The organism is Photorhabdus aballayi (genome assembly GCF_026153155.1).
GTDB lineage: Bacteria > Pseudomonadota > Gammaproteobacteria > Enterobacterales > Enterobacteriaceae > Photorhabdus > Photorhabdus luminescens.
In genome coordinates this window covers 87,998-101,749 of record NZ_JAPFCD010000007.1, presented here as the reverse complement: position 1 = coordinate 101,749, position 13,752 = coordinate 87,998, and the positions used below count along the sequence as shown (strand labels likewise).

General features: G+C 39.7%; 10 protein-coding genes. 5 read left to right on the top strand and 5 right to left on the bottom strand.

What is annotated here, in order from left to right; translation table 11 throughout:
• The first annotated feature begins 677 nt into the window (after positions 1–677).
• On the top strand, positions 678–2,345 hold the full coding sequence (gene glnS, locus OO184_RS06030) for a glutamine--tRNA ligase (protein WP_265378399.1): 1,668 nt from the start codon (positions 678–680) through the stop codon (positions 2,343–2,345).
• A 273-nt stretch (positions 2,346–2,618) separates the two neighbouring features.
• On the opposite strand, the gene OO184_RS06025 is transcribed toward glnS, so the two are convergent.
• Entirely contained in the window at positions 2,619–3,512 is an 894-nt protein-coding gene (locus tag OO184_RS06025) for a LysR family transcriptional regulator (RefSeq protein WP_139656191.1), read from the bottom strand.
• Between the two features lie 424 nt (positions 3,513–3,936).
• On the opposite strand from OO184_RS06025, the gene OO184_RS06020 reads away from it, so the two are divergent.
• The 4 genes from OO184_RS06020 to OO184_RS06005 all read left to right on the top strand — a co-directional run bounded on the left by OO184_RS06020 (position 3,937) and on the right by OO184_RS06005 (position 10,542).
• The gene (locus OO184_RS06020) at positions 3,937–4,701 is read left to right on the top strand and encodes an iron-containing redox enzyme family protein (RefSeq protein WP_265378398.1); all 765 of its coding nucleotides are present in this window, start codon (positions 3,937–3,939) and stop codon (positions 4,699–4,701) included.
• 1,537 nt (positions 4,702–6,238) lie between these two features.
• Positions 6,239–6,688, top strand: coding sequence for a cupin domain-containing protein (locus tag OO184_RS06015; RefSeq protein WP_265378397.1), 450 nt, complete (start codon positions 6,239–6,241; stop codon positions 6,686–6,688).
• Between the two features lie 697 nt (positions 6,689–7,385).
• The gene (locus tag OO184_RS06010) at positions 7,386–10,061 is read left to right on the top strand and encodes a beta-N-acetylhexosaminidase (RefSeq protein ID WP_265378396.1); all 2,676 of its coding nucleotides are present in this window, start codon (positions 7,386–7,388) and stop codon (positions 10,059–10,061) included.
• A 217-nt stretch (positions 10,062–10,278) separates the two neighbouring features.
• Entirely contained in the window at positions 10,279–10,542 is a 264-nt protein-coding gene (locus OO184_RS06005; RefSeq protein WP_265378395.1) for a type II toxin-antitoxin system RelB/DinJ family antitoxin, read from the top strand.
• Positions 10,543–10,745: 203 nt separating this feature from the next.
• Here the strand turns inward: OO184_RS06005 and fur are convergent, their stop codons facing one another.
• From fur to OO184_RS05980, 4 genes are all read right to left on the bottom strand, one after another.
• On the bottom strand, positions 10,746–11,192 hold the full coding sequence (gene fur, locus OO184_RS05995; protein ID WP_036776678.1) for a ferric iron uptake transcriptional regulator: 447 nt from the start codon (positions 11,190–11,192) through the stop codon (positions 10,746–10,748).
• 365 nt (positions 11,193–11,557) lie between these two features.
• Positions 11,558–12,088 (bottom strand): flavodoxin FldA, encoded by a 531-nt coding sequence (gene fldA, locus OO184_RS05990; protein WP_049583609.1) that lies wholly within the window; start codon positions 12,086–12,088, stop codon positions 11,558–11,560.
• 174 nt (positions 12,089–12,262) lie between these two features.
• Entirely contained in the window at positions 12,263–12,550 is a 288-nt protein-coding gene (gene ybfE, locus OO184_RS05985) for a LexA regulated protein (RefSeq protein WP_049583800.1), read from the bottom strand.
• Positions 12,551–12,688: 138 nt separating this feature from the next.
• Complete coding sequence (locus OO184_RS05980) at positions 12,689–13,657, bottom strand: GlxA family transcriptional regulator (RefSeq protein ID WP_265378394.1); 969 nt, start codon at positions 13,655–13,657, stop codon at positions 12,689–12,691.
• Positions 13,658–13,752: the final 95 nt, after the last annotated feature.

Sequence of the window (13,752 nt, the reverse complement as noted above, 5' to 3'; positions counted from 1 at the left end):
ATATTTACAGAGTAAAAGTATCAATTAATAGGTAATTTGGAAATTTAAAATATAGATTTAATTTTCATTTTATCAAATGGTTACTTATAATAGATTATAGTATCGATTATTTATTCTTTAAAATTGGATGGTTGTTATTTAGAAATATTTTTTATATACCTTATGGATTTCAAGATGTATCGCGACGGCAAGGGAGAGAATCCCTGAAAGTATAGATAACTATGTGACCGGGGTGAGTGAGTGCAGCCAACAAAGAGGCAACTTGAAAGATAACAGGTATAGTTGAATTAAATATTGAAAACAGTCTCACTAATTATTTCATATCGTAAATTACTCAACTCTTTTTCGTTTTCACGGATAATTATCATAAAGCGTGCTGTATTGTTGATATGTGCTACTGTTGAGTGTTTTTTCAACATAAAGAAAGTTCTATTCGTAACTGTTTGTTATATATAAGATTATAGGAACATGGATAAATGAGTTTAGATTGCTAACTATCATGCTTATTTTTCAGTAAAAAATTATAAAAACAGTTCCTTATTCTACAGAGAGTCGTTTTTTCGCTTCAACTTTGTACTGAATCGCCATTTTACATGAACAAACGGTTGTTTCTCAGCACTGCTTGTTGGATTATAGGCGGTTATGTGACGCGTTTTTGCATTATTGAGGTATAAAAAATGAGTGAGGCAGACGCCCGCCCGACAAACTTTATTCGTCAGATAATTGACGAAGATTTGGCAACTGGTAAACATACATTGGTACATACTCGTTTCCCGCCTGAACCCAATGGTTATCTGCATATTGGTCATGCGAAATCTATCTGTCTGAACTTTGGTGTTGCAAAAGACTATCAGGGCCAGTGTAATCTGCGTTTTGATGATACCAACCCAGTTAAGGAAGATGTTGAATACGTCGATTCTATTAAAAATGACGTTCAGTGGTTAGGTTTTGAGTGGAGTGGCGATATTCGCTACTCTTCTAATTATTTCGATACGCTGTATCAATATGCTATTGAATTGATCAACAAAGGTCTGGCTTATGTTGATCAATTGAGTCCGGAAGAGATCCGTGAATATCGTGGCACATTGAAAGAGCCAGGTAAAAACAGCCCATACCGTGACCGCAGTATTGAAGAAAATTTGGTGTTGTTCGAAAAAATGCGTGCTGGTGAATTTGACGAAGGTAAAGCTTGTCTGCGCGCCAAAATTGATATGGCATCACCTTTCATTGTGATGCGTGATCCAGTTTTGTACCGGATTAAATTTGCAGAACATCATCAATGTGGTGACAAATGGTGCATCTACCCAATGTACGATTTTACTCACTGTATTTCTGATGCGCTTGAAGGGATTACACATTCGCTGTGTACGCTGGAGTTTCAGGATAACCGCCGCCTGTACGACTGGGTGCTGGAAAATATCACCATTGATTGTCACCCTCGGCAGTATGAATTCTCGCGTTTAAATCTTGAATACACGGTTATGTCTAAGCGTAAGTTGAATCTGCTGGTGACAGATAAGATTGTTGAAGGTTGGGATGATCCACGTATGCCGACCATCTCAGGCTTGCGTCGTCGTGGTTATACTGCCGCATCTATTCGTGAATTTTGTCGTCGTATTGGTGTCACCAAGCAGGACAACAATGTGGAAATGGCAGCATTGGAATCTTGTATCCGCGATGATCTGAACGAAAATGCTCCTCGAGCAATGGCTGTTCTCGATCCGGTTAGATTAGTGATCGAAAATATGTCAGAAGGAGAGCAGATTTTGAGTATGCCTAATCATCCGAACAAACCGGAGATGGGCAGCCGTGAAGTGCCATTTAGCCGTGAGATCTATATTGATCGGGCAGATTTCCGTGAAGAAGCGAATCGTCAATATAAGCGTCTGGTATTGGGTAAAGAAGTTCGTCTGCGTAACGCTTATATCATTAAAGCGGAGCGCGTTGAGAAAGATGCTGACGATAATATCACGACAATCTATTGCAGCTATGATGATCAAACGTTGAATAAAGATCCAGCGGATGGCCGGAAAGTGAAAGGTGTTATTCATTGGGTTAGCGCGGCTCATGCGGTTCCCGCGGAATTCCGTCTGTATGATCGTCTGTTCAGCGTACCAAACCCAGGTGCGGAAGATGATTTCCTGGCGACAATTAACCCAGAATCACTAGTGATCCGTCAGGGCTTTGTCGAGCCGAATTTAGCTGATGCTAAGTCAGAACAAACTTATCAGTTTGAGCGTGAAGGCTATTTCTGTGCTGATAGCTGCCATTCCAGCGCAGAAAATTTGGTATTCAACCGTACCGTTGGTCTGCGTGATACCTGGGCGAAAATTTCTCAGGATTAATTAAGATAATGAACTGTACCTCACAAGTTGGACATTTAATCCAGCAGTTGAGGTGCAGTTTTTTTGTGTATAAATTTGTCATTACTAAGAAGGCTAAGTTATGGGTAAACGAGTTATCAGGATTACAGGATAAAATCAAAAACATCAATTCATTACGTAGTTATTATGAATATGGTTATTATGAGTATGGTTATTATAAATATAGTTATTGTAAATACAGTTATTATGGCCGTTTTCATACATAAACACCTCTATAATTTGTTGATAGATACTTTATTTCTCTTTTGGGAATAAATTATCTGCCATGAAATCGACAAAAGCTCTGACTTTAGGTAATACCCAACGGTTAGATGGCCAGAGAACACGGAAGGTGCTTGAAGTACCCGCCCATTTATCCAGGATGGTTAACAATGCACCGTTAGCCAAGGCTTGTTTAACGGTAAAATCAGGCAAACAGGCGATGCCGTGACCTTGGATCGCCATGTGTAGCAGTGTTTCGACATGATTGCTGGTTATTTTTGCTTGAAGATGTATGTCTATTTCAGATTTTCCTAAGCACAGAGGCCATTTTTCTAAAAGGCCGGTAGTTGGAAAACGATGCATCAAGCAGGCGTGGTGTAATAGTTCGCCGGGGTGTGATGGTTTACCGTGTTGTGCAAAGTAGCTTGGAGCGCCAACGTAGACAAAACGGCTAGACCCTATACGTTTATTCATTAATCGTGAATCGTTGAGTTCTCCAGTGCGAACAACGGCGTCGAACCCTTCATCGATAACATCAACTAATCGATCACTAAAATCCAGTTCTAGTTCTATCTGTGGGTAACAAGCGGCAAAAGCAGATAATACGGGTAGCATCAGATTACTGAGCGATGGCAAACTCACTCGCAGGCGGCCTTGAGGGGCAGAGATGGAGCTTAATAGTTCATGTTCCGCAGTGGAAATCTCGTCCAGGATACGTTTGCAGCGCTCAAGGAACAGAGTGCCTTCCGCCGTCAGACTGACACTACGGGTGCTACGTTGGAGCAGACGGACACCTAATTTCTCTTCTAATCGGGATATGCTTTTGCTAACGGACGACGGAGAGAGTCCGAGTTGCCGAGCTGCTGTTGCGAAGCTACGAGCTTCGGCTACATGGATGAAGATTATGAATCCACTCAAATTATTCATTTGGGCCTCCTGGGATTTTTTTAGGTCACTATTGGTGACAAGAAAGTCACTTCAGAAGTGATTGTAGGTCTATTTATCCACTATTAGCGAATCTGTAGTATGAAATAAAATTCATTTTGTTTTAGCTGCTACATAGAGGAAAGCCGCACAGATTCAAGGCTGAAAATCGATATGGTCATGAAAACCAAAATGGATACGGGAGCGAGTGTAAGTAAAATTTCACTCGTCTTGTTTTATGGCTGCGATTATCCCTTTGAATACAGTGCGTGATGGAAGCACGGTATCTATATTCTTACCTACAGCATTGCAACAATCTGTGCTAACAGATTGATAGGATTACATAAACATAGAGCGACTATTTTTGGCTTGAGAATAGCCTTATATCATCCATTTCATCGGTTGAATGTTACTAAAAGGGTTTATTATGGGACTCGCTATCAACACTCAAAACGAGCTTAAAAAAGAAACTGGTTACTTTTTATCTCCACTATGGGAAGACGTTTTCTCTAAAGAACTATTGGAGGAGCTTAACTCGAATATATTTCTGGTCGCTTGCCGTTCTGGACAGGCGGACCAGAATTTATTAAGAAAGTTTATGATCCAGCACCATTACTATTCACAATATTTCACTCGCTATCTCTGTTCATTGATGGGAGGGTTAGCAGACCAAAAAGATTTTATACTGCTTTCTCACAATCTGTTAGAAGAGCTAACAGGAACCGATGCTGCAAAGGTATCTCACGCGGAGTTATATAAAAAGGCGATGGCAGCTATTAACGCTGTTCCTAAAAGTGACCCGATGCTTAACAGCACTCAGCAACTGATTGATGCCATGTTTCGCCACTGTCGCAGCGATGATTCTCTAAGAGGGCTTGCGGCACTGTGTTTAGGTGCTGAGGCGATCGTACCTTTGGTTTATGGCCCAATTTTGGATGCCTTGCAATTCATAAAGGCGTCTGATGATGCACTGCATTTCTTTAGAATCCATGTTGAAGAGGATGAAGATCATGCCATTGCGATGAGAAAAATTATTGATCGAATGATTGAAGAGAAACCTCACCGAATGGTAGATGTTATTGCAGTTGGTGAAGAAATGGTGCGTTTTCGCATTGCGATGCTTAATGAACTATATCAAAGCAATATCAGGGTAAATACAGATGTAATGACACTTTTATCCGAGTGTGATTGAGATACTTTGCGTCATAAATGACATGTACAGCAAAAGTACTTGATATGGTTTCTAGTGATGAAATATCAGCATAAGGTGTTGATGGATATATTTCTGGCGAAAGAGGTGATACAAACATTCGTCATCATATATGATGTAATAATTATTGGATTGAATTCATATGATATCAAAAATAAAAAATGAAATTAATAATTGTCGATTTTATTGAATAGAGAATGAACTTTAAATGTAAATATTGTTGGACAACAAATTATGCAGCTAATATTGGAAAAGGCTGAGAAGAAATACTATATTAGATGATATGTGGTTATTGTGAATAGCTTTTCAAATTTCTATGAGGATGATGGATTAAGTTCCGAAACGTAAGTTAAGGGATATTTTTGCTAAAATTCTTGATAGATATGAGAGAAATAAAAGAGTTTTATATGAGATTTTAAAAATTATTAATTACATACCCAGTAATTAGAATTGATTATATACCCAATGGATTTCAAGATACATCGCGACGGCAAGGGAGCGAATCCCCGGGAGCATAGATAACTGTGTGACTGGGGTGAGTGAGTGCAGCCAACAAAGAGGCAACTTGAAAGATGACGGGTATAAACAGGGTAATATATTGTAAATGGAGTTTTTCATGATAATACTGTTATCGAAGTTGTAAAATAAAAGTTGGCTTTTTTTGAATCTCCCGATGTCTATGAGTTTGAACGTATGGAGCGATTCTTTAATATTCACAAAGATGTGTTCCCACCAACTCATTTTCAGTCCACCGGTATTTTTATTAAGAATTCTAGATACCTCTTTTTGGGAATTAGGCTACTGCGTAATAGTGGTTGTTGTCGTGATAGCATTATAAGGGGTACTATCAATTTGTTGCTTATGATATTAAGGAAGCGATGAATAATATCTTGTTTAGTATAATGCGGTATAGGGGGGTAAATTTATTTCCGTGGGAAATGGCAATATATTTAACATATTAAAAAATGGTGGAAATTTTGATGCTGTTTTTTTTTTGAATTATAATCTTCTATTTATTCTTGAAGGTGATTCTTTTCAAAAGGGAATTTATCATGTGCTTAACACGCTAGAATATATAATACATAAATATTTCTTTAAGAAAGTATCTCAATTCCCAAGAGAAGGGGTTTGTGAGGTTTAGCTGTTAAGGAAATAGAGCAACGTTTAATGAATGACTCATAGAGCATGATCATAACTATTTTTATATGAATAGAGAGAGGAAAGTGATAATTCACAGATATACAAAATTTTTAACTAATATTTTTAGCCTGAAATGTTTATTGCTATATACCCTATGTATTTCAAGATGCATCGCGGCGGCAAGTGAATGAATCCCCAGGAGCATAGATAACTATGTGACTGGGGTGAGTGAAAGCAGCCAACAAAGCAGCAGCTTGAAAGATGAAGGGTATATAACATAGGAATAAATGATGACGGAGATATTTGTAAGATAAAATATTTTGAGTATTATTTCAGAATGAGAGTTTTACAATAAACCATGATATTGGAGGTAATTATAGTGAAAAAAACGTTTTTCTCATCTGGAGATTTTGGCGAAGTTCCCGGAAAATTAATTGAAGATAAACCTGCTAAATTGATTCATGAAGATGTATTGAATTCTGAAGTGAGTCAAGATTTAAATTTCTCAAATGAAAGACGCCATAAAGTGGCTATGGTTAATTTACCCAGTAAAGTTCTCAGTATGACTCTGGGAGGGTTACAACCTGGGCAGTCAACCCGTAAACACAGACACAGTTATGAAACCATAATATATATCGTTAATGGTGAGGGGTATTCACTCATTGGTGAACAACATGTTGCGTGGAAAGCCGGTGATGCGATATATGTGCCTGTGTGGGCATGGCATCAACATGTTAATAGTAGTGCTATTGATGAGGTACTCTATGTTGCATGTGAAAATGCGCCAATGTTACAAAACTTAGGTCTTGCTGTTCGTGAAGAGTTTTGAATTTAAATCAGTGTAGGTTGTATAGATTGTATTTAAAAGCAGATAATGATTCAACCGGGATAAAAGCTTATTAGTAATATCCCGGTATTTTATATATGTTAATTGCATCTCAATCACCACGTTTTTTATTCATTTAACCTCGTGTTATTAAACTATTTTCTATAATAGAAAAAACAAATCACGATTGGTAGTTTATTTTTTTATAATATTATCATTGGTAAATAATTTTATGTCTATTTTAGTTGAAAAACATTTGTATTAATCAATCTGTTTTTTAGAGCGTTTTTTATATTGTTAATCTTTCTTTTTTGTATTATTTTTTATTTTGATATCAATGGCGTATATAATTGTCGTTGCATTTATTTATAATGTGTTCTCTGTCATGTTTTACAAAAAATCCCTTTTTTACCATTGATAATTCATGACGCGAAAAATAGTCTTTATAGATGTTGATTGGATAGTTTTAATTTTCTTTCTTAATGTAATGTTTTTTATTTTATAAATAGATTTACATTCTGACCATAATTTCATGGTTATATATGGCGTAAAGATTGACATTTTTTCCAAAATGAGAAAGAGATTAAATTCAACGTCATCATGCCGTTTATTGTCTTCTCATGGCTCGTTGTTACTGCACTTAGTAACTTCTGGGCAGCGGCTTACCTTACATAACTTTTGTGTTTGAAAGAGGTAATTAATGAAGAAATTTAAATTGCATACATTAGCAGCGCTGACCGCGACAATTGGACTTATCGGTTCTGCATATGCTTCCCAAACAGCACAGCAAGTGGTAGATGCACTGAGTCAATTAAAAGTTAATTATAAAGTTGTTGATAATCAAGCTGGAGATCATGGTGTTAACTGTGCGGTATTGGAGGCCGACTGGGCTAAATGCAATCGAGTGGATATTACGTTAACCAATGGTAATCAGGCGATTGACGCTTCTGACTGGGCGATTTATTTCCACAGTATCCGTCAGGTCCTTAACGTAGATAATGAGCAGTTCAAAATCACGCGTATCACCGGCGATTTACATAAACTGGAACCAACCGAAAAATTCACCGGTATTAAAGCTAATGAGCAGGTAAAACTACCGTTTATAGGAGAGTATTGGCAGATTTATAGCACTGATTTTCTACCTCGCTGGTATGCAACGTCCGGTGATGCGAAACCTAAAGTGCTTGTTAATACGGATACAGAAGATCTAAGTCAATTTTTATCTGATTTCACCGGTGATCAATGGAAACGCACACAGACAGATAACAATATTCTGATGACGCCTGAAAATCGTTATATGAAGAACTTACAGGTTAAAAAGGTTAGATCAGAAAAATTGCGTGGGCAAATTATCCCGACTCCAAAAGAGGTTCAGATTTTTACCGAGGATGTTGATTTATCTGGTGGGGTGAGACTGGAATTGGGTGGTTTAAATGACGAGGCAGTTATTCTTGTTAGAAAACGTTTTACTGATCAAGGAATTAAATTAGAGAATAGTGGTTATCCCGTTGCGACTCAAATTGTCTCTTCAGATTTTATTGGCGATTGGAAAGTTAAAGGGGCTTACCGCCTGAATATTACCCAGAATGGAGCACAAATTGTTGCTTTTGACCAATCAGGGGTGTTTTATGGTCTTCAATCTCTGTTGTCATTGATCCCGGTTGATGGCGATAGAAAGATTGCTACTTTAACGGCAAAAGATGCGCCGCGCTTTGAATATCGTGGGGTTCTCCTTGATGTAGGGCGTAATTTCCACAGTAAGCAGGCTGTCTTGCGTTTGCTTGACCAAATGGCAAGTTACAAGCTGAATAAATTTCATTTCCACCTGTCTGATGATGAAGGTTGGCGTTTGGAAATTCCTGGATTACCTGAGTTGACGGAAGTTGGCAGCCAGCGGTGTCATGATTTAAGTGAAACTCAATGTTTATTACCACAACTGGGTTCAGGCCCTGATAACAACAACATGGGTAGCGGATATTTCAGCCGTCAAGATTACATTGATATTCTGAAATATGCCAAAGCCCGTTATATCGACGTTATTCCTGAAATTGATATGCCAGCCCATGCTCGTGCCGCTGTTGTTTCTATGGAAGCCCGTTATAAGAAATTAATCGCTCAGGGGAATGTGAAAGGGGCGAATGAATATCGTTTGCTGGACCCTGCGGATACCACCAGAGCAACATCGGTTCAGCTCTATGATCGTCGCAGTTATTTGAACCCGTGTATGGATTCTTCAAAACGATTTGTTGAGAAAGTTATTGGTGAAATTGCTGCTATGCATCAAGCGGCAGGCTCGCCATTGGAGACCTGGCATTTCGGCGGAGATGAAGCGAAGAATATCCGTCTGGGAAATGGATTCCAGGATAAAAATGGCCCTATCGTACCGGGCAAGGGTATTATTGATAAAAGTGTGGAGGATAAACCGTGGGCTAAATCTCCGGTTTGTCAGAAGCTGATAGAACAGGGTGTTGTGAAAGATATTGATCAACTTGCCAGCTACTTTGCAATTGAAGTGAGCAAAATTGTCAATGCTAATGGTATCGAGAGGATGCAGGCATGGCAGGATGGTTTAAAACATGTTGACAGCGCTAAAGATTTTGCTACTAAACGCGTTGGGGTCAATTTCTGGGACACTCTCTACGATGGCGGCTTTGATTCAGTCAATGATTGGGCGAATAAGGGCTATGAGGTGGTGATATCTAACCCAGATTATATTTATCTGGATATGCCATATGAAGTTCATCCGCAGGAGCGTGGCTACTATTGGGCAGCCCGTTTTAACGATGAAGCTAAGATCTTTAGTTTTGCACCTAATAACGTTCCACAAAATGCTGAAACTTCCGTTGACCGTGACGGTAATGTATTCCGTGCGAAAAGTGATAAGCCGTGGCCGGGCGCTTATGGGCTTTCAGGTCAAGGATGGAGTGAAACTGTTCGGACGGATGAACAGATGGAATATATGATTTATCCGCGCTTGTTACCGTTAGCAGAACGGGCATGGCACCGGGCCGGTTGGGAGTTGGATTATGTTCCGGGCCAGGTATATAAGCGAGGAGAAACGTATAAAGTCGATATAGATGCGCTTAATCGTGACTGGGCCCGGTTCGCTAACCTGATAGGGCAACGTGAACTTAGTAAACTGGATAAAGCAGGCATTGCTTACCGTCTGCCGGTTCCGGGGGCTAAGGTAAAACGTGGTATTTTGCGGGCTAATGTTGCGTTGCCAGGGTTGGTAATCCAGTATTCGACTGATGGCGGTCGTCACTGGGAAGTTTATAACAACCATAAACGTCCAAGAGTGAAAGGTGATGTGTTGATCCGTTCTGTCAGTCCGGATGGTAAACGTTACAGTCGAATTGATAATGTAAAGGCATGATCATGTTGTAGCAAGAGGGGAACCCTGATGGGTTCCTCAGATTATTGACGTTAGTTCTGTAAAAATTTTTCAATAGATAAAACTCAATTACCTCTTCATTTATTGAGCGAATGGGGGAAATTTATCGCGCGCGGCATCACTACTGAAGTGGAGTTGATTATAGACATTCATTGAATTACATTTGCATGACAATGTAATTCAACGAAAGATCTCTTATATGGCTACAAACCAATTAGTGCAAACCCGTATTGATGGAGAGATTAAGGCAGAAGCGGCTGCCGTTCTAGCTGCTATGGGTCTGACTGTATCAGATGCCGTTCGCATGATGTTAACGCGGGTAGCAAGAGAAAAAGTGTTACCTTTTGAACCGTTGATACCAAATGAGACAACAATAGCTGCAATGAAAGAAGCTCGCAAAGGTTGCGGTAAATCATTCTCCACTGTAAAAGATTTAATGGTCGATCTTAATGCGGACGATTGACTACTCAAGCCTGACTTGATACAGATTTATCAGAAACCCGATGCGGACACATTGTGCCTTGTCCGTCTTGGCTCTCACTCAGAGCTTGGCTTATAGCTCATCTTTGACAGGCATGAATCAACCTGAAATATAGCCCCTTTTTGGGGAACCCTTGATGGGTTCCCCTTTCTAGGTAGATAAAAAATTAGAGGTTCAGGCGTGAATTACTTCTCGTCATGTGCACTACTATCTTCGCGGCAATTACCGGCGGAGCAGTGACCATATAAATAAAGGCTGTGGTTTGAAAGTTTAATCCCATAACGCTCAGCAATGTTCTTCTGGCGTCTTTCAATATATTTGTCACTGAATTCAATGACTTTACCACAGTCCAGGCAGATTAAATGGTCGTGGTGGTGTTGTTGAGTGAGTTCAAAAACCGATTTGCCGCCCTCAAAGTTGTGACGGGTGACAATACCGGCATCATCAAACTGATTCAACACGCGGTAGACAGTAGCAAGTCCAATCTCTTCACCGTTATCAATCAGTTTCTTGTAGAGATCTTCCGCACTGACATGGTGGTATTCAGGCTCCTGTAACACTTCCAATATCTTAAGACGAGGAAGTGTAACTTTAAGTCCAGCATCTTTTAATGCTTTATTGTTGTCGGTCATGCGGATTCAGTCCTGTTACTCAGTAAAGTGAACTTAGCGATACTTCAAAAAGTACCAGTTAGTTATCAGATTATGATTATAGGCATGGCTAATGAAAATGAAAACCACGTTAACCTTAACTTTCATTACACATTTTGCCAGAATAATCATTTATAAAACGCAGGAATAACCTTACTATTTATCATGTTTAGGCTATTTTTTGCCGTTCTTCGTAATAAAAAGCGGATTTAAGCAGTGTTCTGATAAAAGTAATAGCCTTTGAGTGCGATCCCACAGGGCGAGTGAAGCGAGTCACTTCTCACCTACCGTGGGTTCACTATTGATAAGAAATGGCCTGCATCCATTACGCTTATTGGGATAGGCCGCTATCCTGCAAGAATTTCTGACAAACTCAGCTCTTCGTAAATCTGCTTAGTCCAGGCATTAACACGCTCTTCGGTTAATTCTGGTTGGCGGTCTTCATCAATAGCAAGCCCGATAAAATGGTTATCATCAGCCAGACCTTTTGATTCTTCGAAGTGATAGCCCTCAGTTGGCCAATGACCAACGATAACGGCGCCGCGGGGTTCAATAATGTCACGGATAGTTCCCATAGCATCACAGAAATATTCCGCGTAATCTTCCTGATCGCCACAACCAAAAAGGGCGACTAACTTCCCTTCAAAATCGATCTCTTCCAGAGTAGGGAAGAAATCATCCCAGTCACACTGTGCTTCACCGTAGTACCAGGTAGGGATGCCGAGTAGCAGAATATCGAACTGTTCGATATCTTCTTTACTGCTCTTGGCAATATCATGGACTTCTGCAATGTCGGAACCCAGAATCTTTTGGATCTTTTTGGCAATATTTTCTGTGTTGCCGGTATCACTGCCGAAAAATATACCTATAATTGCCATAGGATAATATAACCTCTTGTTTTATTTGTGTATTTCTGTATAAGATATACGTATAAAATGTTAAAAATCAGTAAAAAAGGTTCTGATTGTATTAATAAAAAAACAAAATCCTATTTTGACTAAACAGTCAGGACAATTCTGTCAAGTTTGTGTGATTTCGTGCCTTCAATGCTATCAAGTCGTGATGTTGCTTTCTGCTAACTGGGCCAGCAAAATTTGCTCGATGAGTTCACTGCGGCTGATGTTGCGTTGCTGTGCAAGAAAGTTAAGCGCATCTACTGCATCAGCATTTATTTTCAGTTCCACACGACGCAGACCACGCACCTTATCACGGCGAAGTTGGTTACGCTTGTTGACTCTGAGTTGTTCATCCCTGGAAAGTGGGTTGGTTTTTGGGCGCCCCGGTCTGCGTTCATTTGCGAACAAATCCAGAGTGGTGCGATCCATTTGTTCTTTTGCCATAAATTCAATTAGTAAAGGGCGTATACCATAAAATATAGCACGCCATGATACCCCAGCTTCTAGTGTATCGCTACTGCCTGACAAAGATAAAAGCGGCGTCACTGCTTATCCGTAAAGGATTGTGATTGAATTCCCGTTTTAGCGGTGCTGGTATTTTCTACGGTATTCTATGGGGGTTAACCCATTAAGTTTCTTAAATAACTCTCTGAAATAGCGAGTATCTTCATAACCAACTTCATGGCTGATCTCTTCTATGGTCTTGTTCGATTTTTCTAACCGGCATTTCGCCAGAGATAATCGAATCTGTTGGATATATTGAATAGGTGTCTGGCCGGTGGCCGTCTTAAAGCGTCTCTTCATCTGCCTTTCACACAGATGAATTTTATCGGCCAAATTGCCGACTGATAATCTGTCTGATGGGGCGGAATGCATCCAGTCTTGTAGTTTGTGGATTAATGTATCTGAATGCTGGCGATAGGGCACAAAACTTGCCAGAGTATGCGGAGGGCGGCCTTCCATATCGCCAAAGATAAGCTGACTACAGGTTTCTCTGGTATTTTGACCATATATCTGTTCAACAATATGCATCATGACATCGTTGTATTCATAAGTGCCAGAAGTACAAAAGATATTGTTATCTCTGGTGACTTTTATTTTCGAGTGTAACTGGACTTGTGGAAACATATCCTTAAATAAGTTGGTAAACAGCCAGTGTGTGGTGGCTTTGCGGTTATTGAGCAAGTTAGCTTTAGCTAGGATAAAGGAGCCAGAGCAAATGGAGACGATAGGGATATTTTTTTGTTCCATCATTTGCAGCCAATCTAAGGTTTCCTGAGTGCAAGAATCGAGATCGTTGTAGGGGAGCCCGATTGCCCCCACCAAGACAATATCTGTTTGTTTAATTTCTCCTATGAGTTTATTGGGTTTTAACCGAACACCGCCTAGCCCAATCACATCTTGATTATCCTGTGTGACGATATTGATTTCCGGCTCTGGCGCGCCGGCTAAGTGAGCAGCAATGGTTAAAATTTCTATCGGGCCGGTAATAGAAGTTAGAGATCCTCCTGAAAATGCCAAAGCGCTTAACGAAACTGGATTCCTATCCATAAGAGTTCTCCAACTTAAAAGTTAAGATGTATAAAGATATTTGATTTATCTAACATGTTAATAACTGGACGTTACAATTTAAATAATTTATTTAC

Excerpts from the sequence above, each read along its gene's own strand:
- glnS (WP_265378399.1), top strand. The coding sequence starts at position 678 with ATGAGTGAGGCAGACGCCCGCCCGACAAACTTTATTCGTCAGATAATT.
- OO184_RS06025 (WP_139656191.1), bottom strand. The coding sequence starts at position 3,512 with ATGAATAATTTGAGTGGATTCATAATCTTCATCCATGTAGCCGAAGCT.
- OO184_RS06020 (WP_265378398.1), top strand. The coding sequence starts at position 3,937 with ATGGGACTCGCTATCAACACTCAAAACGAGCTTAAAAAAGAAACTGGT.
- OO184_RS06010 (WP_265378396.1), top strand. The coding sequence starts at position 7,386 with ATGAAGAAATTTAAATTGCATACATTAGCAGCGCTGACCGCGACAATT.
- OO184_RS06005 (WP_265378395.1), top strand. The coding sequence starts at position 10,279 with ATGGCTACAAACCAATTAGTGCAAACCCGTATTGATGGAGAGATTAAG.
- fur (WP_036776678.1), bottom strand. The coding sequence starts at position 11,192 with ATGACCGACAACAATAAAGCATTAAAAGATGCTGGACTTAAAGTTACA.
- fldA (WP_049583609.1), bottom strand. The coding sequence starts at position 12,088 with ATGGCAATTATAGGTATATTTTTCGGCAGTGATACCGGCAACACAGAA.
- ybfE (WP_049583800.1), bottom strand. The coding sequence starts at position 12,550 with ATGGCAAAAGAACAAATGGATCGCACCACTCTGGATTTGTTCGCAAAT.
- OO184_RS05980 (WP_265378394.1), bottom strand. The coding sequence starts at position 13,657 with ATGGATAGGAATCCAGTTTCGTTAAGCGCTTTGGCATTTTCAGGAGGA.